The 24,466-nt window shown below is 70.4% G+C and carries 27 protein-coding genes; 20 read left to right on the top strand and 7 right to left on the bottom strand.

Going from position 1 to position 24,466, the window contains the following annotated elements; genetic code table 11:
• Positions 1 to 106 precede the first annotated feature (106 nt).
• A complete protein-coding gene (allB, locus tag AMYBE_RS0122695) occupies positions 107 to 1,435 on the top strand; it encodes an allantoinase AllB (RefSeq protein WP_020661685.1) in 1,329 nt (442 codons plus the stop codon).
• Between the two features lie 4 nt (positions 1,436 to 1,439).
• Positions 1,440 to 2,459 carry an allantoicase gene (gene alc, locus AMYBE_RS0122690; protein ID WP_020661684.1) on the top strand — a complete coding sequence of 340 codons (1,020 nt, stop codon included), beginning with the start codon at positions 1,440 to 1,442 and terminating at the stop codon, positions 2,457 to 2,459.
• 322 nt (positions 2,460 to 2,781) lie between these two features.
• Here the strand turns inward: alc and AMYBE_RS0122685 are convergent, their stop codons facing one another.
• The 3 genes from AMYBE_RS0122685 to AMYBE_RS45480 form a co-directional block, all read right to left on the bottom strand.
• Positions 2,782 to 4,335, bottom strand: a complete 1,554-nt coding sequence (locus AMYBE_RS0122685) for a WXG100 family type VII secretion target (RefSeq protein WP_027927905.1) — start codon at positions 4,333 to 4,335, stop codon at positions 2,782 to 2,784.
• Entirely contained in the window at positions 4,332 to 4,664 is a 333-nt protein-coding gene (locus AMYBE_RS0122680; protein ID WP_020661683.1) for a hypothetical protein, read from the bottom strand. Before AMYBE_RS0122680 ends, AMYBE_RS0122685 begins: the two co-directional genes overlap by 4 nt.
• A gap of 133 nt (positions 4,665 to 4,797) precedes the next feature.
• Positions 4,798 to 4,974, bottom strand: a complete 177-nt coding sequence (locus tag AMYBE_RS45480; RefSeq protein WP_020661682.1) for a hypothetical protein — start codon at positions 4,972 to 4,974, stop codon at positions 4,798 to 4,800.
• A 77-nt stretch (positions 4,975 to 5,051) separates the two neighbouring features.
• Between AMYBE_RS45480 and AMYBE_RS42175 the strand changes: the two genes are divergently transcribed.
• From AMYBE_RS42175 to AMYBE_RS0122660, 3 genes are read left to right on the top strand one after another with little or no spacing between them, the layout of a single operon-like run.
• Positions 5,052 to 5,216: a ribbon-helix-helix protein, CopG family gene (locus tag AMYBE_RS42175; protein WP_020661681.1), complete on the top strand. Its 165-nt coding sequence runs from the start codon at positions 5,052 to 5,054 to the stop codon at positions 5,214 to 5,216.
• A 1-nt stretch (position 5,217) separates the two neighbouring features.
• Positions 5,218 to 5,544, top strand: a complete 327-nt coding sequence (locus tag AMYBE_RS0122665; RefSeq protein WP_020661680.1) for a VOC family protein — start codon at positions 5,218 to 5,220, stop codon at positions 5,542 to 5,544.
• A complete protein-coding gene (locus AMYBE_RS0122660; protein ID WP_027927904.1) occupies positions 5,541 to 6,371 on the top strand; it encodes a class I SAM-dependent methyltransferase in 831 nt (276 codons plus the stop codon). Before AMYBE_RS0122665 ends, AMYBE_RS0122660 begins: the two co-directional genes overlap by 4 nt.
• Here the strand turns inward: AMYBE_RS0122660 and AMYBE_RS46795 are convergent.
• Both AMYBE_RS46795 and AMYBE_RS0122645 read right to left on the bottom strand, forming a co-directional pair.
• Complete coding sequence (locus AMYBE_RS46795; protein WP_063710041.1) at positions 6,362 to 7,318, bottom strand: DUF6228 family protein; 957 nt, start codon at positions 7,316 to 7,318, stop codon at positions 6,362 to 6,364. The genes AMYBE_RS0122660 and AMYBE_RS46795 overlap by 10 nt on opposite strands.
• A 5-nt stretch (positions 7,319 to 7,323) precedes the next feature.
• Positions 7,324 to 8,148, bottom strand: coding sequence for a putative RNA methyltransferase (locus AMYBE_RS0122645; RefSeq protein WP_020661677.1), 825 nt, complete (start codon positions 8,146 to 8,148; stop codon positions 7,324 to 7,326).
• A gap of 175 nt (positions 8,149 to 8,323) precedes the next feature.
• Here AMYBE_RS0122645 and AMYBE_RS0122640 point away from each other — a divergent pair, with 175 nt between their 5' ends.
• The 4 genes from AMYBE_RS0122640 to AMYBE_RS0122625 all read left to right on the top strand — a co-directional run bounded on the left by AMYBE_RS0122640 (position 8,324) and on the right by AMYBE_RS0122625 (position 12,841).
• Complete coding sequence (locus AMYBE_RS0122640) at positions 8,324 to 9,691, top strand: ammonium transporter (RefSeq protein WP_020661676.1); 1,368 nt, start codon at positions 8,324 to 8,326, stop codon at positions 9,689 to 9,691.
• Positions 9,688 to 10,026 (top strand): P-II family nitrogen regulator, encoded by a 339-nt coding sequence (locus tag AMYBE_RS0122635; RefSeq protein ID WP_020661675.1) that lies wholly within the window; start codon positions 9,688 to 9,690, stop codon positions 10,024 to 10,026. Before AMYBE_RS0122640 ends, AMYBE_RS0122635 begins: the two co-directional genes overlap by 4 nt.
• 3 nt (positions 10,027 to 10,029) lie before the next feature.
• The gene (locus tag AMYBE_RS0122630; protein ID WP_020661674.1) at positions 10,030 to 12,330 is read left to right on the top strand and encodes a [protein-PII] uridylyltransferase; all 2,301 of its coding nucleotides are present in this window, start codon (positions 10,030 to 10,032) and stop codon (positions 12,328 to 12,330) included.
• A gap of 133 nt (positions 12,331 to 12,463) precedes the next feature.
• Entirely contained in the window at positions 12,464 to 12,841 is a 378-nt protein-coding gene (locus AMYBE_RS0122625; protein WP_020661673.1) for a hypothetical protein, read from the top strand.
• Between the two features lie 356 nt (positions 12,842 to 13,197).
• Here the strand turns inward: AMYBE_RS0122625 and AMYBE_RS0122620 are convergent, their stop codons facing one another.
• Complete coding sequence (locus AMYBE_RS0122620) at positions 13,198 to 13,662, bottom strand: MarR family winged helix-turn-helix transcriptional regulator (RefSeq protein ID WP_020661672.1); 465 nt, start codon at positions 13,660 to 13,662, stop codon at positions 13,198 to 13,200.
• 10 nt (positions 13,663 to 13,672) lie between these two features.
• Complete coding sequence (locus AMYBE_RS0122615) at positions 13,673 to 15,466, bottom strand: ABC transporter ATP-binding protein (RefSeq protein ID WP_020661671.1); 1,794 nt, start codon at positions 15,464 to 15,466, stop codon at positions 13,673 to 13,675.
• Between the two features lie 209 nt (positions 15,467 to 15,675).
• Here AMYBE_RS0122615 and ffh point away from each other — a divergent pair, with 209 nt between their 5' ends.
• The 11 genes from ffh (at position 15,676) to lepB (ending at position 24,411) form a co-directional block, all read left to right on the top strand.
• A complete protein-coding gene (ffh, locus tag AMYBE_RS0122610; RefSeq protein ID WP_020661670.1) occupies positions 15,676 to 17,229 on the top strand; it encodes a signal recognition particle protein in 1,554 nt (517 codons plus the stop codon).
• Positions 17,226 to 18,299: an amidohydrolase family protein gene (locus AMYBE_RS0122605; protein WP_020661669.1), complete on the top strand. Its 1,074-nt coding sequence runs from the start codon at positions 17,226 to 17,228 to the stop codon at positions 18,297 to 18,299. The genes ffh and AMYBE_RS0122605 overlap by 4 nt, the downstream gene beginning before the upstream one ends.
• A gap of 150 nt (positions 18,300 to 18,449) precedes the next feature.
• Positions 18,450 to 19,172, top strand: a complete 723-nt coding sequence (locus AMYBE_RS0122600) for a CPBP family intramembrane glutamic endopeptidase (RefSeq protein ID WP_020661668.1) — start codon at positions 18,450 to 18,452, stop codon at positions 19,170 to 19,172.
• A gap of 81 nt (positions 19,173 to 19,253) precedes the next feature.
• Entirely contained in the window at positions 19,254 to 20,039 is a 786-nt protein-coding gene (locus AMYBE_RS0122595) for a CPBP family intramembrane glutamic endopeptidase (RefSeq protein WP_020661667.1), read from the top strand.
• Positions 20,040 to 20,213: 174 nt separating this feature from the next.
• Positions 20,214 to 20,651, top strand: a complete 438-nt coding sequence (rpsP, locus tag AMYBE_RS0122590) for a 30S ribosomal protein S16 (RefSeq protein ID WP_020661666.1) — start codon at positions 20,214 to 20,216, stop codon at positions 20,649 to 20,651.
• Positions 20,648 to 20,887, top strand: a complete 240-nt coding sequence (locus AMYBE_RS0122585; protein WP_003103110.1) for an RNA-binding protein — start codon at positions 20,648 to 20,650, stop codon at positions 20,885 to 20,887. The genes rpsP and AMYBE_RS0122585 overlap by 4 nt, the downstream gene beginning before the upstream one ends.
• Before the next feature lie 25 nt (positions 20,888 to 20,912).
• Positions 20,913 to 21,428, top strand: coding sequence for a ribosome maturation factor RimM (rimM, locus tag AMYBE_RS0122580; protein ID WP_020661665.1), 516 nt, complete (start codon positions 20,913 to 20,915; stop codon positions 21,426 to 21,428).
• 10 nt (positions 21,429 to 21,438) lie between these two features.
• Positions 21,439 to 22,146, top strand: coding sequence for a hypothetical protein (locus tag AMYBE_RS0122575; RefSeq protein ID WP_020661664.1), 708 nt, complete (start codon positions 21,439 to 21,441; stop codon positions 22,144 to 22,146).
• Positions 22,147 to 22,150: 4 nt separating this feature from the next.
• A complete protein-coding gene (trmD, locus tag AMYBE_RS0122570; RefSeq protein ID WP_020661663.1) occupies positions 22,151 to 22,897 on the top strand; it encodes a tRNA (guanosine(37)-N1)-methyltransferase TrmD in 747 nt (248 codons plus the stop codon).
• Positions 22,898 to 23,092: 195 nt separating this feature from the next.
• Positions 23,093 to 23,461 carry a 50S ribosomal protein L19 gene (gene rplS / locus AMYBE_RS0122565; protein WP_020661662.1) on the top strand — a complete coding sequence of 123 codons (369 nt, stop codon included), beginning with the start codon at positions 23,093 to 23,095 and terminating at the stop codon, positions 23,459 to 23,461.
• Between the two features lie 26 nt (positions 23,462 to 23,487).
• Positions 23,488 to 24,411: a signal peptidase I gene (gene lepB, locus AMYBE_RS0122560; RefSeq protein WP_020661661.1), complete on the top strand. Its 924-nt coding sequence runs from the start codon at positions 23,488 to 23,490 to the stop codon at positions 24,409 to 24,411.
• Positions 24,412 to 24,466 lie beyond the last annotated feature (55 nt).

Below are 24,466 nucleotides of genomic sequence, written 5' to 3'. Positions count from 1 at the left end.
GTGACCGTAACCTGGTGGGCGCGCCGTTGACGAGCCGGGAAGAACGTGTCTAATCTCGGAGAGCGAAAGACTCTTTCCGTACCGTGAAATTGGAGGGCAGCCGTCGATGGATCTCGTGGTGCGCGCCGCTCGCGCGGTGACCCCGTCCGGCCTCGGACCGGCGACGATCGGCGTCCAGGACGGCCGGATCGTCGCGGTCGAGCCGGGCATGGCCGACCTGCCCGCGGACCGGGTGATCGAGCTGGTCGAGGACGAGGTCCTGCTGCCCGGGCTGGTGGACACCCACGTGCACGTCAACGACCCCGGCCGGGCCGAATGGGAGGGCTTCGCGACCGCGACCCGCGCCGCCGCCGCCGGCGGGGTCACGACGATAGTGGACATGCCGCTCAACAGCCTGCCGCCGACTGTCGACGTGGCCGCGCTGGAGGTCAAGCGCAAGGCCGCGAGCGGCCGGGTGCACGTGGACGTCGGCTTCTGGGGCGGTGCGATCCCCGGCAACGAGAGCGACCTGCGCGGCCTGCACGACGAGGGCGTCTTCGGCTTCAAGTGCTTCCTGCTGCACTCCGGCGTGGACGAGTTCCCGCCGCTGGACGCGGCCGGGCTGGAGTCGGCGCTGCGCGAGCTCAAGTCCTTCGACGCGCTGATGATCGTGCACGCCGAGGATTCCGAGGCGATCGACGCGGCACCCGACCCGCACGGCGAGAAGTACCGCGACTTCCTCGGCTCCCGCCCGCGCGGCGCGGAAAACCTGGCGATCACCCACGTCATCGAAGCCGCGCGCCGCACCGGCGCCCGCGCGCACGTGCTGCATCTGTCCTCTTCGGACGCTTTGCCGCTGATCGCCAGCGCGCGTCGCGAGGGGGTCGCGCTGTCGGTGGAGACCTGTCCGCATTACTTGTCCTTCGTGGCGGAGGAAATCCGGGACGGGGCAACGCAATTCAAGTGCTGTCCGCCGATTCGCGAGGCAGCGAACCGGGAATTGCTGTGGCAGGGGCTGGCGGACGGTGTGATCGACACGATCGTCAGCGACCACTCGCCGTGCACTCCGGAGCTGAAGCGCTTTGACACCGGCGACTTCGGCCTGGCGTGGGGCGGGATTTCCAGCCTGCAGCTGGGTTTGCCGGCGATCTGGACGCAGGCCCGCCAGCGCGGGTTCGGGCTGGCCGATGTCGTCCGCTGGATGGCCGAACGCCCGGCCGCGCAAGTGGGGATGACCCGCAAGGGCAAGCTGGAGGTCGGCTTCGACGCCGACTTCGTGGTCTTCGCGCCCGACGAGGCCTTCGTCGTGGACGTCGCGAAACTGGCCCACCGCAACCCGGTGAGCGCCTACGACCAGCGTCCGCTGGCCGGGGTGGTGCGCGGCACCTGGCTGCGCGGCGAGCCGGTGACCGGCGACGAGCCGAGGGGGACCTTGCTGACCCGGGGAAACTGCTAAAGAGATGGAGGAGCGCGTGTCCGACCGTCCGGAGTGGACAGCACAGCCCGACCTGGCCTCGCGGCTGTTCGGCGGCACCGTGATGTGGGCGAGCGACGAGTTGTTCGCCGAAAAGGAGAACCTGGTCAACCCGTGGCGCCCGGCGCACCGCGCCGAGACGTTCGGGCCGAAGGGCCAGGTGTACGACGGCTGGGAGACCCGCCGTCACCGCGAACCGGGCGACGACCACGCACTCGTCCGCCTCGGCCTGGCCGGAGTCTTCTCCGGGGTCGTAGTGGACACCGCGTTTTTCAAGGGAAACTACCCGCCGTTCGTCTCGGTCGCGGCGACCTCGGCGCCCGGTTACCCGAGCGCGGCGGAACTGCGGGACGCCGACTGGGACATCCTGGTCGACCGCGCTCCCGCGACCGGCGACTCGGAGAACTTCTACAAGGTCACGTCCCCGCGCCGGTACACGCACGTCCGCCTGACCCAGCACCCCGACGGCGGCGTGGCCCGGTTGCGCGTCCATGGCGCCCCGGTGCCCGACCCGGCGCTGCTGGACCCGCGCTCGCTGGACCTGGCGGCGCTGGAGAACGGCGCGATCGTGACCGGGTGCAGCAACATGTTCTACTCGTCGCCGAACAACATGCTGTCGCCGGGATTGGCCGCGCACCAGGCGGAAGGCTGGGAAACCGCCCGCCGCCGCGACGACGGCAACGACTGGGCCACGGTCCGGCTGGCGGGCGCCGGCCTGGTGCGGTTCGTGGAACTGGACACCAGCAACCTGAAGGGCAACGCGCCCGGATGGGCGTCGGTGAGCGGACGGCTGGACGAGGGGGAGTGGGCCGAGCTGCTGCCGAAGACCCGCCTGCAGCCGGACACGCGCCACCGGTTCGCGCTGGCCGAGGACGGCCCCGAAGTCACCGAAGTCCGCCTGGACATCTACCCCGACGGCGGCCTGGCCCGGCTGAGGCTGTTCGGAGAGCTGAGCAAGCGTGGCCGGGAGGCCGTCACGGCCCGCTACGCGGAGACTGCCGGATAGGTCTTTACGCCAGCCCCGGTAAGCCGTGAAGGGCCCCTTGAGGGACTCGGGTTCCGAGAAAGGCCCGTTGAGGGACTCGGGTTCCGTGAAGGGCCCCTTGAGGGACTCGGGTTCCGTGAAGGGCTCCTTGAGGGAATCAGATTCCGTCAAGGGGCCCTTCACGGCATCGGCTTCCGGGGTACTCGCGCGCTGGTCAGCCGCGGCCGCTCACCGCGCGCCGCTCACCGCGCGCCGGTCAGCCGCGCGGCGGTCAGCCGCGCGGGTCGGTCACCGCGCGGGCCGGGGCACCGAGCGGGTCGGTTAGCCGGGCCGCTCATCGCGATCAGGCGCCCTGGGCCGGGTCCGGGTGGTTCTTCCGCCAGTCCTCGGCCGACTGGTTCCATGCCTCTTCCGCGCGCATGTGGATGTCGGTCATCGCCTTGTCCACCGTGATCGCGTCCTTGGTCACCCAGCCGACCCAGTTCTTCGTGCTCTTCGCGTCCGAGATGCCCTTGATCAGCGGGAAGTACTCGTTGTACTTCGGGTCGTTCTTGAGCCAGTTCTCCATGAACTTGGCCTTGGCCTGGTTCTCCGTGTAGTTCTTCTTGAGCCAGTCGTCGTGCTTCATCCACTCGATCTTGTACTGCTCCAGCGGTGATACCTTCGCCGGCGGCGTACTGGCCGGAGGGGTTTCGCCGCCCGGCGGGCGCTGCGCGGCCGGGTCCGGGGTGTTGGGCCGCGAAGGATCCGGCGTCGACGACGTGGACGTGTGGTCGTTCGGCGGCGGGGTCGGTTCGTGCGGCGGCGGCGTTGGTTCCCGCGGCGGCGGGGTCGGCTCCTTCGGCGGCGGGTTGAAGTGCTCGTCCCAGGTCTTCCAGTCGTCGAGGTGCTGGTTGGGGTTCGGCCCGTCCTCGTGCGGGGTCTGGCTGCCCGGCGGGTGCTCGCCGTTCGGGGACGGCGGACGCTCTGCGGGCGGCGGGACTGGCGGGTGCTCGCCGGGCGGGGCGTGCGTACCGCTGCCGCCGACTCCCGCGCCGCCGCTTTCCGAACTCGGCCGAGGCGAGGGCGGCGGCGTCGGTGTCGGTGTCGGGTGCGAGCCGGGAGGGTGCATCTCGATGTCGCTGCCGGGCTTGTTCGGCAGCGGCTTGGACATCTTCCCCAGGTCCTTCAGCCGGCCCAGGGTCCGGCCGGCGAGGGCGACGATCTTGGCGATCTTGGCGATCACGTCCGCGACGGTGACCGCGACCTTCCCGACGATCGTCGCCACGCCGGCGACCAGCGACGCGCCGAACGTCCAGACCGCCGCCGCCAGCGCGACCAGCGCCACCGCGATGATGTCGCCGAGCACCGTCGAGATGATGTCGCGGACCAGCGAGCGGGTCACGCTGACCAGCGCCATCGTCGTCTCGACGACGTAGCCCGCGGTGTCCACCGCCTTGCCGGAGTCGTTGATCTGGGTGATCCGGGTGTCGATCTCGTTCTTGAACTTGTCCGCGGTGGTGCCCGCCCACTGGGTGATCTGGGCTTTGTACGAGGCTTCCAGGTCCTGGCCTGCCTGGCGCAGCGTCTCGCCGGTCTTGTGCAGGTTGTCGGCGAGCTGCTTGATCGCCGTCGGGTCGCCGGCGAACGCGTCGAGCGCTTCCTTGAGCGGGCCGATGTGCTCGATCAGCCAGCCGACGCCGGCCGCGGCGAGCTTGCCGATCGGGTCGAGGACGAAGGCGACCGTGTCGATGACCGCGCCGACCAGGGTGACGCCGATTTCGACGGCGACCGCGGCGGTGTCCGCGCCGTGCGCGTTCTTGAGGGAGTCGATCGCGCCGGCGAAGCCGTTCCAGCTGTCGGCGACGCCGGTGCCGGCGGTCGGGTTGCTGGTGTCGACCCACTTGAAGTCGGTCATTTTTCCAGCTCCGGCAGGAACTTGTCGATGCCTTCCTTCGCGCTGGCATCCTGGTCCCGGTACGCCTTCGCGGCCTTCTTGGTGAGGTCGGAGGTGTGCGCGACGTTGTCGGACACGCCGTTCAGGTTGTCGCCGACGACGGCGAGCGCGATGCGCGCGGGGACCGCGAGGACCTGGGCGAGGAACACGCCGAACGCGTCGTAGTCGAACCCGTTGGAGCCGTGCACGTCGGCCGCGGCCTGCTTCACCGCGGGTGCCGTCGTCTGTTCCAGATACTGGCTGAACTTGTCCAGCTCGTCCGGATGGACGGCGAATTCGTTTCCGGGCACCGATGGTCCTCTCTTGCGATCATGAGCGCGCTGAGTGAATCAGCGGCGCCTGAACCGCAGGCGACTCCCGAGAGGACGAGACCTGAACTCGGCGCAGGGTTTCCCGTCTGCACCTGCCGGATTGCCCGGGCGGCTAGCCGCGTGCGCTCGGCCGGTTCAGGTAGGCCGAGAAGCAGGACAGCATGCACGCCACGCCGACGATCGCGGTGACCCACCACGGGCCGCCGGTGACCAGGTTGAACACGAACGCGGCAGCCATCAGGACGGCGGCGATGATGTTCCTGATCTGCAGTCCGGAGGGTTTCGCCATGTCTCCACCCTCTCACGGCGCATCTCGCCTGGTCGCGGGACCTTGCCCGGGCCATACTAGATTGCTAGCATTCTAGTATGGCCGGAGAAGAGGTCAAACAGTTCAACGTGTACCTGCCGGTCGAGCTGATCAAGCAGGTCAAGTACCGGGCGATCGAGAACGAGCAATCGCTGTCCGCACTGGTCACCGCGGCCTTGCGGGCCTATCTCGGCGCCTCGCCGGACGAGCGAGAGGACGAGTGACATGAGCGAGGGCATCACGATGTTCGTGATGGAGACGCACAACTGGGGCAAGACGGCGAAGTTCTTGCAGCGCATGGGGTTCAGCCTCGATTTCGAGACCGACCACAGTTCCGGCCAGCTCTCCAACGGGGACGGCCCGCCGGTGTTCGTGGTCGAGGTGCCAGAGAGCCAGGAACCCAAGACGGCGCTGGTGGTGGCCGTTCCGTCGGAGTCGGTCGACACCGGGCTGGACGTGCTCACCCCGTTCGAGGACACCCACTACGGCACGCGCGAGATGACGGTGCGCGACCCGGACGGCCGGACGTGGGTGCTGCGGGCCGCGTCGTGAGCGAGCCGGACCACACCGCGGTACGCGTCGCGTTGTGGCGCGCGCTGCACGTGCTCGCCGATCCGCCGCCGCACGCGCTGGCCGACGAAATCGGGCTCCGGCTGGCCGACCCCGGCCCGGACTGGCGCTCCCGCGGGGACATGGACCTGGAGTTCACCCGGCGGTTCCGCGTCGGGATCGTGCTGCGCAGCCGGTTCGCCGAGGATCTGGTACGCGAAAGCGGGGCGTCGCAGTACGTTCTGCTGGGCGCCGGGCTGGACACGTTCGCGCAGCGGGAGGCCGGGCTCGACGTGCGGGTCTTCGAAATCGACCGGCCGGGCGTCCAGGAGTGGAAGCGGGCGCGGCTGGCCGAACTCGGCCTGCCCGCCCCGCACCGGTTCGTGCCGGTCGACTTCGAGTCCGGCGAACAATGGCCGGACCGGTTGGCAGCCAATGGGTTCGATCGGTCCGAGCCCGCTGTCGTGGCATCCGCCGGGGTCAGCATGTACCTGACCCGCGAGGCGAACGCGGCGACGCTGCGCGCCCTCTCCGGGTTCGCTCCGGGGACCGTGGTGGCGATGACCTTCCAGCTGCCGGACAAGTACCTGGACGAACAGGACCGCGCCGCCCGGGAAGCGGCGATGCGCGGCGCGGAAGCGGCCGGGACGCCGTTCGTCAGCTTCTTCGCGCCGGACGAGATGCTGGCGTTCGCGCGGGAATGCGGGTTCCGCGACGTCCGGCACGTCAGCGCGGACGACCTGATCGGCCGGTACCTGGCCGGACGCGCGGACGGCCTGCGGACGTCGGGGGAGGAGTTCCTGGTGGCGACCGTGACCGCTCAGCGGTAGTCGACTGGAAACCCTTCGGCAGTAAGGAAATGGTGCAGCCGGGCGGCGAGTTCGTCCTTCTCCGCGCCCGCCTCGATCGAGGTCAGCACGGTCGCTTCCCACTCGCCGAAGACGGACTGCCGCCACGGCCGGATCGTCCACGCCAGTTCGATCCGGCCGCCCGGGCGGTAGGTCGCGGCGACGCTGACGTCGCGGTCGGCGCTGGTCCAGCGCTGCTCGCCCTCCCAGCCGCGGAAGTCGAGCCGGTCGAGGAACTGCGCGAGACCGCGACCGTCGACGTAGTTGCCGACGCCTTCCAGCCGGGCGTTCAGTCCCGGTGCTGTTGCCTGGACGGCGAAGAACAGTCTCCGGTCCAGGTGATGAGTCGCGGCGTGGCGCTCGGCGAACCGCACTGCCACCGCTTCGGGCGGTTCGCCGGGGAACACGACTTCGAGATCGTCCAGGCAGGCCAGTCCGGTTTCCCGGACACGCCAGCCGTGCGGGCACCGGACGGTCCCGCGGGTGCGCCGGACGACGGCCAGCGCCGGGTCCCCGCCGAGGCCCGCCTCGATCCGCTCGACGGCGAACCCTTCCCGTTCGTAAAACGCGCCGGCGCGCTGGTCGGCGGCGAAGTGCTCGACCCGCAGGCCGCCGTCTGGCACCCGCGCGGCGAGGGTGCCGAGCAGCTTCGGCCCGAGCCCCTGGCCGCGGTGAAGCGGCTCCAGATACAGCTCGCCGACGACGCAGTCAGCGCCGATCTGCCCGACGCCGGCGACCTCGCCGCCGTCTTCCGCCACGACGACCCGCCCCGCCGCGGCCGCGGCGGCGAGCTCGGTTTCGTTCCACCATCGCCGGACCTGTCGCTCGGCCGCCTCGGCACCGATCAGAGGGGTGTAATGCGACCGAATGTGCACCTCGCCGAACTGGCGGACAGCCGCGACGTCAGCCGTTTCGGCAACGCGCAGCACCGCACTCACCGCTGCCGCCAGACGCTCACCGAAACCGCCACCGTCACGGCCCGTCCGGCCGCCGCCGCGAGCCGCTCCCGCCGGTTGTCCCGGTCCAGGTGGAACCCGGCCGGCCCCATCGCGACCACGTCCCGCACCTGCGCCGCACTGAACTCTCCGGTCCGCACGACCTCCACCGCCGACTCGCGCGCGAAGAACCCGCCCAGCGCAGCTTCAAGTCGTTCTTCCTTCCGGGAGTCCACGGCGAGCACCAGATCGCCCAGCTCCGCCAGATGTCCCGGCAACGGCGACGCCACCACCAGCTTCCCGCCCGGTGTCAGCACCCGGTGAAACTCGCTCGCGTTCCGCGGCGAGAACACGTCCAGCACCACCGACGCCACCCCGTCGCCCACCGGCCACGGCTCCCACAAGTTCCACACTGCCGCGCCCAGCCGCGCGTGCGCCCGAGCCGCCCGGCGCAACGCGATCGCCGACACGTCCAGCGCCAGCCCGACCGCCTCCGGCGCACCGTCCAGCACCCGCGACAGGTAGTACCCCGGCCCCGCGCCCGCGTCGATGACCAACCCGGTCGTCGCGCCGGCCGCGTCCGCGATCGCCGCGGCGAGCGGCGCGTAGGCGCCGGAGGCCAGAAACGCGGCCCGCGCGTCCACCATCGGCGCGGTGTCCGCGGTGCCCGCCGGGATGCGGGCGTGCAGCAGGTTGACATAACCCTGCCGGGCCAAATCGAACGAGTGCCGCTGCGCACAGCGGAGCGTCCGCTCGTCCAGCGTGACCGGCGAAGCGCACACCGAACAGCGCAGCGCGTCGACGACGCGGGCAGGAAACGACATGACCGCTATTCGACCATGACGTTGCCTAACCGGACACTTCACCCTGGTCTCCCGGAAACGTGGCTGTAACAACCACCGCACCGGAGTTCACGCGCGGGAAACGTGAACCGGACCCCGGCGAAACACCTGCGCCCAACACTTCCTCAACAGTTGCCCACGGCACGGGAGGACGATTGTGCTGAACGCTGGAGATACCGCCTGGGTGCTGATCAGCGCCGCGCTGGTCATGCTCATGACCCCAGGCCTCGCGTTCTTCTATGGCGGCATGGTCCGCGCGAAGAGCGTTTTGAACATGTTGATGATGAACTTCATCGCACTGGCCATTGTCGGTGTGCTGTGGGTGCTCTTCGGGTTCTCGCTAGCCTTCGGCAACGACGCTTTCGGCGGCCTGGTCGGGAATCTCGACTTCGCCGGGCTGTCCGACGCGTTCGGCAAGCTGGTCGGCCTGGCGAGCCAAGGCCCGCCGCCGGTGCCCTGGCCCGGACCGGACGCGTTGCCGCTGCTCGCGTTCTGCATGTTCCAGCTGATGTTCGCGGTGATCACTCCGGCGCTCATTTCCGGCGCGATCGCCGACCGGGCGAAATTCTGGGGCTGGTCGCTGTTCATCACGATCTGGGTTGTCGTGGTCTATTTCCCGGTCGCGCACTGGGTGTTCTCGTTCGACGGATTCACCGGCAAGGACGCGGTCGGCGGCTGGATCGCCAACCAGCTCAAGGCGCTCGACTTCGCAGGCGGCACCGCGGTGCACATCAACGCCGGCGCCGCGGGCCTCGCGCTGGCCATCGTGCTCGGCAAGCGCAAGGGCTGGCCGAAGGACACCGGCCGTCCGCACAACGTCCCGTTCGTGCTGCTCGGCGCTTCGCTGCTGTGGTTCGGCTGGTACGGCTTCAACGCCGGCTCGTCGCTCGGCGCGAACGACCTCGCCGCCGTCGCGTTCACCAACACCACGGTGGCCACCGCGGCCGCGGTGCTCGGCTGGCTGCTCGTGGAACAGCTCAAGTTCGGCAAGCCGACCACGCTCGGTGCGGCTTCCGGCGCGGTCGCCGGCCTGGTCGCGATCACCCCGGCTTGCGGTTTCGTCAGTCCGCTCGGCTCGATCGCGATCGGCGTGATCGCCGGGGTGCTGTGCGCGCTGGCCGTGTCGCTCAAGTTCCGGTTCGGCTTCGACGACTCGCTCGACGTGGTCGGCGTGCACCTGGTCGGCGGCCTGGTGGGCACCATCCTGATCGGCTTCTTCGCCACCACGAGCGTCAACTCGGCCGGCGCGAACGGCCTGTTCTACGGCGGCGGCTTCAAGCAGTTGGGCATCCAGACGGTCGCCGCGCTGGCCGTGCTGGCTTACTCGTTCGTGCTTACCCTGATCATCGGCTTCGCGATCAAGAAGGCCGGCGGGTTCCGGGTCAGCGTGGAACACGAGGTCGGCGGCATCGACGAGGGCCAGCACGCGGAGAGCGCGTACGACTTCACCGGGATGGGCGGGCTCGGCCACTCGGCGACGTTCCCGGTCAAGCCGGCCACGAAACTCGAGGAGACGAAGGCATGAAGCTGATCACCGCGATCGTCAAGCCGTTCACGCTCGACGACGTCCGCTCCGGGCTGGAGCAGCTGGGCGTGCTCGGCATGACGGTGAGCGAGGTGCAGGGCTACGGGCGGCAGAAGGGGCACACCGAGGTCTACCGCGGCGCCGAGTACTCGGTGGACTTCGTGTCCAAGCTGAAGATCGAGGTGGTGGTGGACGACACCGTCGTGGAGAAGGTCCTCGACGCGGTCACCACCGCCGCGCACACCGGAAAGATCGGCGACGGGAAGGTCTGGGTCACGCCAGTGGACACGGTGATCCGGGTTCGCACCGGCGAGCGCGGGACGGATGCGCTGTAGCCGATGACCGACGGGGGAGAACTGGCCCGGGCCACCGCACTGCTGCTCGACGGCCGGCACGGAGCACCCGCATTGCGGGCCGCTCTGGTCGACCTGTACGAGTTCTGGCTCGGGAAAGGAGCGACGGCGGCCGGCGTCGACACCGCGGATTCGGGTGTCGCGCTGGTCGCCGTGGGGGGACTGGGACGACGCGAGCTGGTGCCGTGCTCGGACCTGGACCTAGTGTTGCTGCACAACGGAAACAGCCGGATCGGCGAGATCGCGGACGCGCTCTGGTACCCGCTGTGGGACGCGCGAGTCGGCCTGGACCACTCGGTCCGCACCCCCGGCGAAGCGCTGAAGGTCGCGTCCGAGGACCTGCGGACCGCGCTCGGTCTGCTCGACGCCCGGCACATCGCCGGCGACCCGGCGCTCACCGAACGGCTCGCGTCCGCAGCTCGCGACCAATGGCGGCGCACCGCTCGCAAACGCCTGCCCGAGCTGGCGGAGTCCGTCCACACGCGCTGGCGGCGCAGCGGCGAAATCGCCCAGTCCGCCGAACCGGACCTCAAACACGGCCGAGGCGGCCTCCGCGACTTCGCCGTGCTGGAAGCCCTCGCCGCGGGTCAGCTCACCGACCGGCCGGGCGAAGAACTGCTGGCCGCCAAGCAACTTCTGCTGGACGTCCGCACCGAACTGCGCCGCGAGCAGCGGCGCGAACGAGACATCCTGAGCGCACCGGAAGCCGACGTGGTGGCGTCCGAACTGGGTCTCGGCGATCGATTCGCCTTGGCTCGCAAGCTGTCCGGTGCCGGCCGAGCCATCTCCTACGCCGTCGATGTCGCCCTTCGGTCCACTGAGGACAAGCCGCGTTTCGGCCGTCGCCCGGTCCGCCGTCCGCTCGCCGAAGGCGTCGTCCTGCACGGGGACGAAGTCGCGCTGGCCCGCGACGCGCTGCCCGCCAAGGACCCAGCCCTCCTGCTGCGGGTCGCCGCGGCGTCCGCGCGCACCGGGAAACCGGTCTCGCCGGGCACCCTGCGCACCCTCGCCGAATCCGCCCCCGAGCTGCGCGAACCCTGGCCGGACGACGCACGCAACGCCCTCGTAGAGCTGCTCGGCGCGGGGGAAGGCCTGGTCGATGCCGTCGAGGCGCTCGACCGCACCGGCCTGTGGGCCCGGCTGTTCCCGGAATGGGGTGCCGTCCGCGACCTCCCGCCGCGTTCGCCGGTGCACCAATGGACCGTCGACCGGCACCTCGTGCAAGCCTGCGTCGAAGCCGCCAAACTCACCACCACGGTCTCGCGGCCGGACCTGCTGCTGATCAGCACCTTGCTGCACGACATCGGCAAGGGCCGCGACGTCGACCACTCCGAACTGGGCGCGAAGATCGCCAGCTCGGTCGCGCAACGCCTCGGCCTGCCTCCGGCCGACGTGGCGACCGTTTCCGCCGCGGTCCGCCACCACCTGCTGCTTCCGCACACCGCGACCCGGCGCGACATCGCCGACCCGGCGACCGTCTCCCGCGTCGTGAAGACCCTGGACGGCAACGTGGTCCTGCTGGAACTCCTGCACGCCCTGACCCGCGCTGATTCGCTGGCGACCGGGCCCGGCGTCTGGACCGACTGGAAGGACCGGCTCCTCGCCGAACTGGTCAGCAGCTGCGAAGAGGCCATGCACGGCAAGGGTTTCACTCCGCCTGAGCCGCTCGACGACGACCAGCGGGAACTGGTCGCCGAAGCCGCCCGGACCGGCGTCGGCCAGATCCGGATCACCTCTCAGGGCAAGGTCGTCACGGTGGTGCTGGCCGTGCCGCCGAACCGCGAACTGCTCGCGCCCGCGGCCGGGGTGCTGGCGCTGAACTCCCTCGAAGTCCACTCGGCGGTCCTGCGCGAACACGGTGCCGGCCGCGCCGGCGTCTTCAGCGCGTCGCCGAAGTTCGGCTCCCCGCCGGAGCCCGCGCTGCTGCGGGAACAGTTCGCCCGCGCCGTCGCCGGGACGCTGCCGCTCACCCAGCGTCTGGCCGCCAAGGAACGCGACTACGCCACGTCGTCGCCCGTGGTCGTGGCCCCGGTGGTCCGGTGGTTCGACGACGAAACGAGCGGCCCGGACGCCGTCGTGCTGGAGCTGCGCGCCGCCGACCGGATCGGCCTGCTGTTCCGGGTGGCGAGCGCCCTGCGCCGCGCCGAGGCGGATGTCCACTGGGCGAAGGCGGCCACGCTCGGCGGCGCGGTCGTGGACTCGTTCGCGCTGTCGCCGAAGTCCGGGCGCGTCACTCCGCAGTGGCGGGCCACGGTCACCGACGAGGTGCTGGCCGCGGTCTCCTGACCTCGGCCTGGCCAAGCACGTCCGGCCGGATTGCGCCATCCGAGTTCACCCATTCGGGGTGTCGGGGGTGCGCAGCCGGGTTCCGGTGGCAGGATGGCGAGTCCGAGCGGCGGCGCGAGAGCGGGGTGAACGCGTGCGGGGCCAAGAGAACCTGCCGGGGCTGTCACTGCCTCCGACCGTCGTGGCCGGCCACCTGCGTGCCTGCGCGGACGAGCTGGCGCTCACCCTGCGAGGCGACGGTCCCGCCGCGACGCTGGGCGAGCTGTCCGAGGTCGTCACGCAGCTGGTCGCCGGCCAGCACGCGCTCGCGCACGCCCTGGCCGGGCTGGCCGGCCGGATGGACGCGCGCAATCCGGTGCTCGCCGCCGTGCCGAACCAGGAGCTGGACGTCCTGGTCGAGGTCCTGCAAGCCGCGGCCTGCGCGGTGAGCTGCTCCGCCGAGGAACTGGCCGACGCCGAGCCGACCATCGAGTTCGTCAGCGAGACGGCCGACCCCGACACCTGCATCTGAGCAGTCCCGGCGTCGCCATCTGAGTAGTCCTACGCAGTCCGGATTGAGGGACTTCACGCTGCCGCGCGCCCCCGCCCACCCGGCAGACTTCTCCTCAACGCAGAACGGTCGAGGGGGACCCGCTCCGCGTGCCGACGGCGGAAGGCTCCCGGGGAGGTGAGTCCTTCCGCCAGGTTCCGGGGACGACCGTGGGGAGCGGTCGCCCCGGAACTCCCGGTGACACCCTGGCCCCGCGCACCCATGCCCAGTCGAGACTTTTCGCGGCGGGGCGTGTGCGCGAGGGGCCCCTTGCCGGACTTAGATTCCCTGATGGGGCCCTTCACGGACTTCTGCGGAGCCAGCGGGGGCCTCCGCCGTCAAGACTCCGCCAGCCGGACCAGCAACCCGGCCGCCAGCCGCAGCAGCTCCCGCTCGGTATCGCTCAACTCCCGCTCGACCGCCTCCGCCAGCCACCGCTCCCGCTCCTCCGAGTAAGCCCGCAGCTCCCGCAGTCCCTCCGGGGTGATCTCGATCAACGACCTGCGGCCGTCCGCGGGATCCGGCGTCCGGGTGACCTGCCCCCGCTCCACCAGCCCCGCCAGAATGCGCGTCAGCGACTGGGGATGGATCCGCTCCGCCTCGGCCAGTTCCCCGGGCGTCTGCGTCCCTCCGCGGTAAAGCCGGGACAGCACCGCCAGCACCGCCGGCCCGGGCACTCGCGAGCCGACCTCCGACCGCATCCGCCAGTTCAGCCGCCCGACGCCCTCTCGCACCGACCGCGCCAGCTGCGACAGCTCGCCGGAACGGTTTTCGTCGATCCGGCCGGGGGATTCGGTCTGCATACCCGCCAGATTAGGCGGTTTCGCCCCGCACCAGCCGCGCATACCTCCCGCCGGCGGCGAGCAGCGAGTCGTGCGTGCCCCGCTCCACGATCCGCCCGGCGTCCAGCACCGCGATCTGGTCCGCGTGCTCCACAGTGGACAGCCGATGCGCGATGGTCAGCGTCGTCCGTCCCGCCGCCAGCCGGTCCAGCTCTGCCTGCACGGCACGTTCGGTGCGGTTGTCCAGAGCGCTGGTCGCCTCGTCGAGGATCAGCACCGGCGGATTGCGCAACAGGATCCGCGCGATCGCCATCCGCTGCTTCTCGCCGCCGGAAAACCGGTATCCCCGCTCGCCGACCACGGTGTCGTACCCCTCCGGCAGCGCGGCCAGCATGTCGTGGACATGCGCCGCCTTCGCCGCGGTCTCCAGTTCCTCGTCCGTCGCGTCCGGCTTCGCGAACCGCAGGTTCTCGCGCACCGAGGCGTGGAAGAGATACGTCTCTTGCGACACCAGCCCGACCCCGGCGGCCAGCGAAGCCAGCGTCACCTCCCGCACGTCCGTCCCGTCCACGAACACCTTCCCCTCCGTCGCCTCATACAACCGTGCGACCAGGTAAGCGAGCGTCGTTTTTCCAGAACCGGTGGAACCGACGAGTGCCGTCGTCGTCCCGGCTGGCACGTCGAGGTCGATGTCGCGCAGCGTCCACGGACCCTCGTCGTCGTAGCGGAACGAAACCCCGCGCATCGACACCGCGCCGCCGGATGCGACGAGTTCGCGAGCGCCCGGCCGATCGCCGATCTCCACCGGCAGGTCCAGCACCTCGAAGATCCGCCCGAACAACGCCTTCGCCGACGCGACGTTCTGGCCCACCGTCTGCATCGCGGTCGCCGGCCCGAGCAGCCGGTTGAGCATGCTGGTGAACGCGACCACGGTGCCCAGCGAAACCGGTGCCGCGCCGCCCGCGAGCTCCAGCCCGGCCGCCCAGTAGACCAGCGCCGGGACGATGGTCAGGCTCATCGTCCGCGCCGCCCGCTGCCAGCGCCCGGCGAGCGCGGCGCTGCGTTCCAGCGCCGCCACTTCGCGCGATTCCTCGGCGAACCGGTCGCGCATCAGCTTGCCGTTGCCCATCGTCTTGGCCAGCAGTACGCCGGTGACCGACAGCGATTCCTCGACGATCGTGGTCAGCCGCGCCATCCGCCGGGTCCGGCCGCGCGCCAGTTTCCGCTGCTTGCCGCCGAGGCGCAGGGTGAACAGCAGGAACAGCGGCACGACCACCAGCGAAAGCAGTGCGAGCTGCCAGTCCATGATCAGGATCGCGACCGCGATGGCCAGTGCGGTGGTGCCGTTCTGCACGATCGCCGCGGCGGTCTCGGTCACCACGTTGTCGACGCCGCCGATGTCGTTGAACACCCGGGACAGCACTTCGCCGGTCTTCGTCCGGGTGTAGAAGCCGAGCGACATCCGCTGCAGGTGGCTGTACACCGCGACCCGCAGCTCGTTCATCACTCGCTGGCCGATGGTGTTGGACAGCCCGGTGGTCGCCACGCTCAGCGCGCCGGAGCCGAGCGCGGCGGCGATCATCCCCATCGCCAGCAGGCTGACCAGCAGCGCGTCCCGGCGCGGCAGCGCGGTGTCGAGCATCTCCCGAAGCAGGAACGGAGCCGTCACGCCCAGCCCGGCCTGCGCGACCAGCAGCGCGCACAGCCCGGCCAGCGCCCGCCGGTGCGGCCGGAACAGGCCGGCGATGCGCCGGAACGGGACCGCTTCGTCGTCGTCCCCGGACTGCTCGGCGAGTGTCGGGCGGCGGGCGATAGCTGATGTCATACGCCTATGTTTACTATTTTTCCGGCTCTCGTCGACCGATTTTCCCACGTTCTTGGGTATGTCGTCCCGGAAGCTGCTACGCCTGCGAGTAATAACTCGCGCGTGCCTGTGAAGGCCGGACGGCCGGGGCGGCTACCCTCGGAGGATGCCGGGGGTGTCGAGCGCCGCCCGGCACGCGAACTCTCGACCCAGCTGGAGCGTGCACCCCCGTGTTCGACACCCTCTCCGATCGGCTCACCTCGGCCCTGCAGACGCTCTCGCGCAAGGGCCGGCTGTCCGATGCCGACATCGACGCCACCGCGCGTGAGATCCGCATCGCGCTGCTCGAAGCGGACGTCGCGCTCCCGGTCGTCAAGGCGTTCATCGCCAAGATCAAGGATCGCGCGAAGGGCGCCGAGGTCTCCCAGGCGCTGAACCCGGCGCAGCAGGTCGTCAAGATCGTCAACGAGGAGCTCGTCGGCATCCTCGGCGGCGAGACCCGCCGGCTGAACCTGGCGAAGAACCCGCCGTCGGTGATCATGCTGGCCGGCCTCCAGGGCGCCGGCAAGACGACGCTGGCCGGCAAGCTGGCGATGTGGCTGAAGAAGCAGGGGCACGCGCCGATGCTGGTCGCCTGCGACCTCCAGCGGCCGAACGCGGTCACCCAGCTGCAGGTGGTCGGCGAGCGCGCCGGAGTCACGGTGTTCGCGCCCGAGCCGGGCAACGGCGTCGGCGACCCGGTGGACGTCGCCCGCCGCGCCATCGAAGAGGCCAAGCACGCGCAGCACGACATCGTCGTCGTCGACACCGCCGGCCGGCTGGGCGTCGACGAAGAGCTGATGAAGCAGGCCAGTGATATCAGGGCAGCCATCCGCCCCGATGAGGTCCTGTTCGTGGTCGACGCCATGATCGGTCAGGACGCGGTCACCACCGCCGAGGCGTTCCGGGACGGCGTCGGCTTCACCGGTGTGGTGCTGACGAAGCTGGACGGCGACGCTCGCGGTGGCGCCGCGCTGTCCGTGCGCGAGGTCACCGGACAGCCGATCCTCTTCGCGTCCAACGGCGAGAAGCTCGAAGACTTCGACACGTTCCACCCGGACCGGATGGCCTCGCGCATCCTGGGCATGGGCGACGTGCTGACCCTGATCGAACAGGCCGAGCAGCACTTCGACCAGGAGCAGGCCGAACAGGCCGCGCAGAAGCTGACCAGCGGGCAGCTCACGCTGGAGGACTTCCTCGAGCAGATGCTGGCCGTGCGGAAGATGGGGCCGATCGGCAACCTGCTCGGCATGCTGCCCGGCGCGGGCCAGATGAAAGACCAGCTCGCCCAGGTCGACGACAAGCACCTGGACCGGCTGCAGGCGATCATCCGCGGCATGACCCCGGCCGAGCGGGCCGACCCGAAGATGATCAACGGGTCCCGCCGGCTGCGCATCGCGAACGGCTCCGGGGTGACCGTGCGCGAGGTCAACGACCTGGTCAACCGGTTCTTCGAAGCGCGCAAGATGATGGCGCAGATGGCCGGCCGGTTCGGCTTCGGCGGAGGCGGCGGCAGCAAGAGCCGCAAGGGCAAGAAGGGGAAGAAGGGCAGCAAGGGGCGCGGCCCCACGCAGCCCAAGGTGCGCGGCGGAATGCCCGGCGGCATGCCGATGCTGCCCCCCGGCGGCATGGGCGGCGGAATGCCCGGCGGAATGCCGGACCTGTCCCAGCTCGGCAGCATGAACGACGTGCCCGGTTTCGACCCGTCCAAGTTCAAGCTGCCGAAGGACCCGAAGAACAAGTGAGCCCGCTGCACCTGCGCGGCACTGTCCTGCCCGACGGCGAGCCGCGGGACCTGTGGATCCACGACGGAAAGCTGTCCTTCGAGCCGGTCCCCGGCGCGGAGACGCTGTCGACCGGCGGATTCGTGGTTCCCGGCCTCGTCGACGCGCACTGCCACCCGGGCCTGGGCCCGCACGGCGCGGTGCCGGTGGAGGAGGCGGCGGAGCAGGCGGTGACCGACCGGGAGGCCGGCACGCTGCTGATCCGCGACTGCGGCCTGCCGCTCGACGTGCGCCCTCTGCAATCCCGCGCCGACCTGCCGACGATCATCCGCTGCGGCCGGCATCTGGCGCTGCCGAAGCGGTACATCCCCGGCTTCGCGATCGAGCTGGACGACCCGGAACTGCTGCCCGAAGCAGTCGCCGAACAAGCCCGCGGCGGCGACGGCTGGGTCAAACTGGTCGGCGACTGGATCGACCGCGCCGAAGGCGATCTCGCCCCGCTGTGGCCGGACGACGTCCTGGCCGAAGCCATCCGGGTCGCTCATGACCTCGGCGCGCGCGTCACCGCGCACGTGTTCGGCGAAGCCGCGTTGCCGGGCCTGATCGGCGCGGGCATCGATTGTCTCGAGCACGGGACCGCGCTGTCCCCGGAGCAGCTGGCCGAACTCGCGCGCCGCGACGTCGCGCTGGTGCCCACTTTGATCAACATCGAGAACTTCCCGGGCATCGCGGAGAAAGCTGGCAAGTACCCGGCGTACGCGGCGCACATGCGCGCCCTGCACGCAGGCGTGGCGGAGATGGTCTCCTCAGCGGTCGAAGCGGGCGTACGCGTCTTCGCGGGCACGGACGCGGGCGGCATGGTCGCGCACGGCCGGATCGCGGACGAGGTCGAAGCGCTGCACCGCGCGGGCATGTCGCGTACGCAGGCACTGGCGAGCGCCTCCTGGGCGGCGCGTGAGTGGCTTGGCCACCCGGGCCTCGAACACGGCGCACCGGCGGATCTGATCGTCTATCCGGACGACCCGCGCGAGGACCTGGCCGCGCTGCACCACCCGAGCCACATCGTGCTGGGCGGCACCGTCTTCCACTGAGCGGTCTGCCGGCCGGTCCGTGAAGGTCCCATTACCGGACTCAGATTCCCTCAAGGGGCCCTTCGCGGACTGTCTCGCCCGGCGAAGGACTGTCTCGCCCGGCGCCACCCCGCCGCGACGCGCCACGGGCCGGGCGCCTAGCGTGAAACCGTGGCCGACGACGCTGGGGACAGAAAAATACTCGGTGCCCATTGGGCATTCGCCGCCTTTTTCGGCGGAGTCGCCGGCTACTACCTCGTCACCATCCTCACCGCGGCCGCCTTCAACCGGCACGTCCGCGACGACGACCCGGTCGAGGCATTCGTCGGGCCGCTGCTCCTGCTGGCCCTCTTGCCGAACCTGATCCTCGGCCTCGGCCCGCTGCTCGGCTCGCTGCGCCGCGGCGACGGTCTCGAACGCGACTTCGGCCTGCGCCCCCGCGGCCGCGACCTCCGGATCGGCCTCGCCTGCGGCGCGCTCGCCCTTGTCGTCGGTTTCGTGCTGAATCTCGCCGAGATCTCCGTCTTCGGCGGCGACGAGGTGTCCGACAGCCCGCTCACCGATCTGCCGGACGTGTCCGGCAGCGGCCCGGTCTGGCTGGTCGCCGCCGCGCTGCTGCTCGTGGTCGCTGTGCCGCTGACCGAGGAACTGCTGCTGCGCGGCGCGCTGTGGAACGCACTGGTACACCATCGGGTGCCGCCGTGGGTGGTGCTGGTGCTCACCTCCCTGGTGTTCGCGCTGCTGCACGGCGAGGCCACCCGCACGATCGCGCTGTTCGGCCAGGGCCTGGTGCTCGGCCTGGCCCGGCACTACTCCGGGCGGACCTCGGCAAGCGTCATCGCGCACGTCGCCAACAACTTGCCGCCGGCCGTGCTGCTGTTCACCGGATACTGAGCAAGACCATCCGAGTACTGTGCGAAGCCGTTTCGGCGGCTAGGCTCGACCGGTGAGCCAAGCGAGCACGGGGAGGCGGGCGTGACCACATCACGGCCCCGCGAAACCAGCGCTCTCTCCCCGGAGGAATTCGGGGCCGAATCGGCCGCGTTCCCGTCCCATCGGTGGGGATTCGGGGCCTTTCTCCTGGTCGAAGCGATCCTGCTGGCGTCCGCGGCGTTCATCGGCGTGCTGGCCGGCCAGCCCGCGCACGGACGGCCGCTGCCGATCAGCACGGTCCTGCTCGGCACCATGCTGCCGACTCTGATCGCCGCCGGGGCAGCGGTGCTGGTCACGCTCGTGCGCGGCAACGGGCCGAAGCTCGACTTGCGGCTGGAATGGCGGTGGGCGGACGCCCGCGTCGGCCTCAAGTACGGACTGCTCGGCCTGGTGCTCACCTCGCTGAGCGCGTGGATCTGGACCGAGGCGGTGGGCTCGTCGAACGCGACCTCGGCGATCAGCGCGGTGGTCGACGACCGCAAGATGTCGGTGCCCGCGGCGATCGTCATGTTCGGCTACCTGTGGCTGGTCGGGCCGATCTGCGAGGAGATCATCTACCGCGGCCTGCTCTGGGGCGCGGTGGAGCGGCTGCAGTGGCGCAGCGAGAAGTGGGGCCGGATGGCCGCGTTCCTGCTGTCCACCGCGGTGTTCGCGGTCAGCCATCTGGAACCGCTGCGCACCACCTTGCTGCTGGTGATCTCGATTCCGATCGGGCTGGCCCGGCTCAGCACCGGGCGTCTCGCCGGCGGCATCGTCGCGCACGCGGTGAACAACTTCCTGCCCGCGGTCGCGATCCTGCTCGGCGCGCTCGGCATCGCCTCGTTCTGACCACGGCGGGCCCCTGCGCAGGCACGACGGGGCATCTGGCAGAATGTTTGCTTGCCCGCTTCCGCCGGACCCTCTCGCCGCGCGGAAGCTCCTGACCTCCGGGCGCCCGCAAGCCTGTCCCCACGGGTTCGGCGCGCGCCTTGCACCACACAGCACTGAGGAGTACCCACACCCGTGGCCGTCAAGATCAAGCTGCAGCGCCTCGGCAAGATCCGTGCGCCGTACTACCGCATCATCATCGCCGACGCGCGCACCCGCCGGGACGGCAAGGCCATCGAGACGATCGGCAAGTACCACCCGAAGGAAGAGCCGAGCTTCATCGAGGTCGACACCGAGCGGGCGCAGTACTGGCTGGGCGTCGGCGCGCAGCCGACCGAGCCGGTCCAGCGCATCCTCGAGATCACCGGCGACTGGCAGAAGTTCAAGGGCCTGCCGGGCGCCGAGGGCACCCTGAAGGTGGCCGAGCCGAAGCCGTCCAAGCAGGACCTGTTCAACGCGGCGCTGGCCGCGGCGGGCGAGGAGCCCTCCGCCGAGGCGATCACGCAGAAGAAGAAGGCCCCGAAGAAGGCCGAGGAGAAGGCCGAAGCTGCTGAGGGCGAGAAGTCCGAGTGAGCTTCCTCGCCGACTCCCTCGAGCACCTCGTGCGCGGGATCGTCGACAACCCGGACGAGGTCCGGGTCGAGCTGCTGACCACGCGTCGTGGCCGCACGCTCGAGGTGCACGTGCACCCCGACGACCTCGGCAAGGTGATCGGCCGGGGCGGTCGCACGGCGACCGCTCTGCGCACCGTGATGGGCGGCATCGGCGGCCGCGGCGTCCGGGTGGACGTCGTCGACACCGATCGCTGACCCGGAACTTACGGAAACGGTCAGGATGGACGTCGTAGTCGGCCGTATCGCGAAAGCGCACGGCATCCGCGGCGAGCTCGCGGTCGACGTGCGCACCGATTCTCCGCAGGAGCGGTTCGCGGTCGGTGCGGTCGTCACGACGAAGCTGCGCGACGGCAGCACGAGAGAACTCACCATCGCAGCCGCCCGCGAACACAGCGGGCGGCTGCTGGTGCGTTTCGAGCAGGTGCTCACCCGCGATGTCGCGGAAACCCTGCGCGGAGCCCTGCTTCTGGCGGACACGGACACGCTGCCGCCCACCGGCGACCCGGACGAGTTCTACGACCACGAGCTGGCCGGCCTGAGCGCCGAGCTGGCCGACGGGACGGTCGTCGGCAAGGTCGTCGAGGTGGTCCACTCGCCGGCCGGGGAACTGCTCGAACTCGATCACGACGGGCGCTCGGTCTTGGTACCTTTCGTCCGCGCCATCGTTCCGGTGGTGGATGTCGCTGGGGGTCGGGTCGTGCTCGATCCGCCCGAAGGCCTCCTCGACGCTGACTGAGGGGGAGTTCGTGAAGTTCTGGACGAAGGCTGTCTTCGCAGCCGTTCTGGCCACCGCTTTCGCCGCGCCGCCCGCGCAGGCCGCTTCGCCGGTGTACGGCGACTTTTCGCTGATGTTCCAGCGCAGCGCGGGCCAGTACGCCCCGCCGGGGGAGAAGGCGTTCCAGTGGGCGTGGTCGCCGCAGTCGGCCACCGAATCGCAGATCACCTGGGGCGACCCGGTCACGTGGCCGCCGGCGACCGCCGAGCACTTCGTCCGCTCGGGCGACTGGGTGCTGCTCGACGGCTGGGACGGCAACGGCACGTACTACACGCAGCGAGTCACCGAGGAGTCCGCGTGCAACGGCTCCACGTGCACGCCGATCCCGTCCGACGGCGGCCGCCAGCACTACGTGCGCTGGACCGTGCCGTCCACGGACTACCGGCTCATCGCGCGTGGCACGATCACCGAGAAGAGCTCGGGCAAGATCGTGCACTTCGAACATCTGCAGACCTGGGGTGCGCCCGCTCCGTGCTCGAACGCCCGCTTCGGGGCGCGCACCTGCGTCACGCAGACCGAGACCTGGTCGGACGACAACGGGCTGCCCGCCGGGTCGCCGATCCGCAAGACCCTGCACCGCAGCATCAAGATCGCGAAGGGGCTCGGCATGGCCTTCGCGATCGACCAGGACGTCCCGAGCCCCTGGCACGCCCAGGCCACCGAGTACTGGAACTGGTAACCGCTTGCGCATCGACGTCGTCACCATTTTCCCCGAGTACCTGGATCCGCTGCGCGCCGCGCTGCTGGGCCGGGCGATCGACCGCGGCCTCATCGAGGTCGGCGTGCACGACCTGCGCGACTGGACCCACGACGTCCACCGCGCGGTCGACGACGCCCCGTACGGCGGCGGTCCCGGCATGGTCATGAAGCCGCAGATCTGGGGTCCCGCGCTGGACGACGTGTGCGGCGAGGAGACCCGGCTCGTGGTGCCCACGCCGGCCGGCAAGCCGTTCACCCAGGAACTGGCGCATTCCTACGCCGAGGAAAAGCACCTGGTGTTCGCCTGCGGCCGCTACGAGGGCATCGACCAGCGGGTCGTGGACGACGCGGCCCGCCGGATGCCGGTCGACGAGGTCTCGATCGGCGACTACGTGCTGGTCGGCGGCGAGGCCGCGGTGCTGGTGATCGTCGAGGCGGTGGTCCGGCTGCTGCCGGGCGTGCTCGGCAACGCGCGGTCGGCGGCCGAGGACTCGTTCTCCGACGGCTTGCTCGAAGGCCCCAGCTACACCCGCCCGGAGGTGTGGCGCGACCTGGCGGTGCCGGACGTGCTGCGCTCGGGCAACCACGCGGTCATCGACCGCTGGCGACGCGACCGGGCGCTCGAGCGCACCGCGCGGCGCCGCCCCGATCTGCTGGCCAAGCTGCCGGAGGGCAGCCTGGACCGGCGCGATCACGAGGTGCTCGACCAGCTCGGCGAGCACCCCGGCTAGACCCCCTGTGAAGGGTTCGCCCGAGGTTTGCCATAATGGACCGGTTGGCGTGACGCTTTCAGCTTGACGTTTGCCCCGGCAATCGTCAAACAGCGTCGCCAATTGTGAACGCCATCAGCCCCGGGCTAGTCGCAGTGCCTATCGCTGCGCGCTCAAGCTGTACGTAAGCCACACGAATACGAGGACGGACCACCGATGAACACCCTGGACGCGCTGGACGCGCAGTCACTGCGTTCCGACATCCCGGCCTTCCGCCCCGGCGACACGCTCAAGGTGCACGTCCGCGTCATCGAGGGCAACCGCGAGCGCAACCAGGTCTTCCAGGGCGTCGTGATCCGCCGGCACGGCGGCGGCGTCCGGGAGACCTTCACCGTCCGCAAGGTCTCGTTCGGCGTCGGCGTCGAGCGCACCTTCCCGGTGCACTCGCCGAACGTGGCCGAGATCGAGGTCTTCAAGCGCGGCGACGTCCGCCGGGCGAAGCTGTACTACCTGCGCGAGCTCCGCGGCAAGAAGGCCAAGATCAAGGAGCGCCGCGAGAACCGCGAGACCACCTCCGCTTCCTGAGCAGCGGTACCCGGTAGCCTGGCGACGTGGTCGAACCCGTGTCCCAGAACGCTGACGAGGACGGCCCCGAACGCCCGGAGGACCAGGAACGGTCCGGCGGGCGTCGGGGGTCGCACCGGCGGGGCAAATCCGAGAAGAAACGGTCGTTCTGGAAGGAACTGCCGATCCTGATCGGGATCGCGCTGGTCCTGACGATCTTGATCCAGGCGTTCCTCGCCAAGGTCTACATGATCCCGTCCGGATCGATGGAGGCCACGCTCCACGGCTGCCCTGGGTGCACCGGCGACCGGATCCTGGTCGACCGCGTCACCTACGACTTCAAGGACCCCTCTCCGGGGGACGTGATCGTGTTCAAGGGCCCGCCCGCGTGGACCGAGAACGAGATCGCGCCGCAGGAGTCGAGCAACATCGTGGTGCGCGCGCTGCGCGGCCTTGGCTCGCTGGTCGGCTTCGCGCCGCCGGACGAGCGGGACTTCGTCAAGCGAGTCGTCGCCACCGCCGGCCAGACCGTTCAGTGTTGCGACGACCGCAACCGGGTGATCGTCGACGGCAAGGCGCTCGACGAGCCCTACATCCACTGGGAAGACCCGAACCACCCCGTGCAGGAGTCGTTCGCTCCGGTCAAGGTGCCCCAGGGCGCCCTGTGGGTGATGGGCGACAACCGCAACAACTCCGCCGACTCGCGCTATCAAGGCGGCGGCGGGCCCAACGGTGCGGTGCCGGTGGACGACGTCATCGGCAAGGCGCGCATCATCGTGCTGCCGCCGGGCCGCTGGGGCGGCATTTCGGACCACAATCCGCAGGAGAACGCCCAGCCGGTCGCGCTCGGCGCACCGGCCTGGCAGCAAGGGCTTCCGCTCGGCCTCGGAGTCGCGACGGCCGTGCCGGTGTTCTACGGCGGACGACGGCTGAAGGCGGGCCTCCGCAAGGCGGCCGGCCGGAGACGGTAGCCAGTGCGCTCCCTCGGCGATTCCGGGACGGCGTACCCGCTCCCGGCTCCCCGCA

It is taken from the genome of Amycolatopsis benzoatilytica AK 16/65, from assembly GCF_000383915.1.
Taxonomy (GTDB): domain Bacteria; phylum Actinomycetota; class Actinomycetes; order Mycobacteriales; family Pseudonocardiaceae; genus Amycolatopsis; species Amycolatopsis benzoatilytica.
The sequence above is the reverse complement of the archived record's forward strand: the minus strand, read 5'-3'. Positions and strand labels throughout refer to the sequence as shown.

What these genes read in the sequence shown, in the direction of transcription:
- rplS (WP_020661662.1), top strand. Translation starts at nt 23,093, where the DNA reads ATGAACACCCTGGACGCGCTGGACGCGCAGTCACTGCGTTCCGACATC.
- allB (WP_020661685.1), top strand. Translation starts at nt 107, where the DNA reads ATGGATCTCGTGGTGCGCGCCGCTCGCGCGGTGACCCCGTCCGGCCTC.
- AMYBE_RS45480 (WP_020661682.1), bottom strand. Translation starts at nt 4,974, where the DNA reads ATGGCGAAACCCTCCGGACTGCAGATCAGGAACATCATCGCCGCCGTC.
- rimM (WP_020661665.1), top strand. Translation starts at nt 20,913, where the DNA reads ATGGACGTCGTAGTCGGCCGTATCGCGAAAGCGCACGGCATCCGCGGC.
- AMYBE_RS0122645 (WP_020661677.1), bottom strand. Translation starts at nt 8,148, where the DNA reads ATGTCGTTTCCTGCCCGCGTCGTCGACGCGCTGCGCTGTTCGGTGTGC.
- AMYBE_RS0122635 (WP_020661675.1), top strand. Translation starts at nt 9,688, where the DNA reads ATGAAGCTGATCACCGCGATCGTCAAGCCGTTCACGCTCGACGACGTC.
- AMYBE_RS0122630 (WP_020661674.1), top strand. Translation starts at nt 10,030, where the DNA reads ATGACCGACGGGGGAGAACTGGCCCGGGCCACCGCACTGCTGCTCGAC.
- AMYBE_RS0122615 (WP_020661671.1), bottom strand. Translation starts at nt 15,466, where the DNA reads ATGACATCAGCTATCGCCCGCCGCCCGACACTCGCCGAGCAGTCCGGG.
- AMYBE_RS0122665 (WP_020661680.1), top strand. Translation starts at nt 5,218, where the DNA reads ATGAGCGAGGGCATCACGATGTTCGTGATGGAGACGCACAACTGGGGC.
- AMYBE_RS0122620 (WP_020661672.1), bottom strand. Translation starts at nt 13,662, where the DNA reads ATGCAGACCGAATCCCCCGGCCGGATCGACGAAAACCGTTCCGGCGAG.
- AMYBE_RS0122685 (WP_027927905.1), bottom strand. Translation starts at nt 4,335, where the DNA reads ATGACCGACTTCAAGTGGGTCGACACCAGCAACCCGACCGCCGGCACC.
- alc (WP_020661684.1), top strand. Translation starts at nt 1,440, where the DNA reads ATGGAGGAGCGCGTGTCCGACCGTCCGGAGTGGACAGCACAGCCCGAC.
- AMYBE_RS42175 (WP_020661681.1), top strand. Translation starts at nt 5,052, where the DNA reads ATGGCCGGAGAAGAGGTCAAACAGTTCAACGTGTACCTGCCGGTCGAG.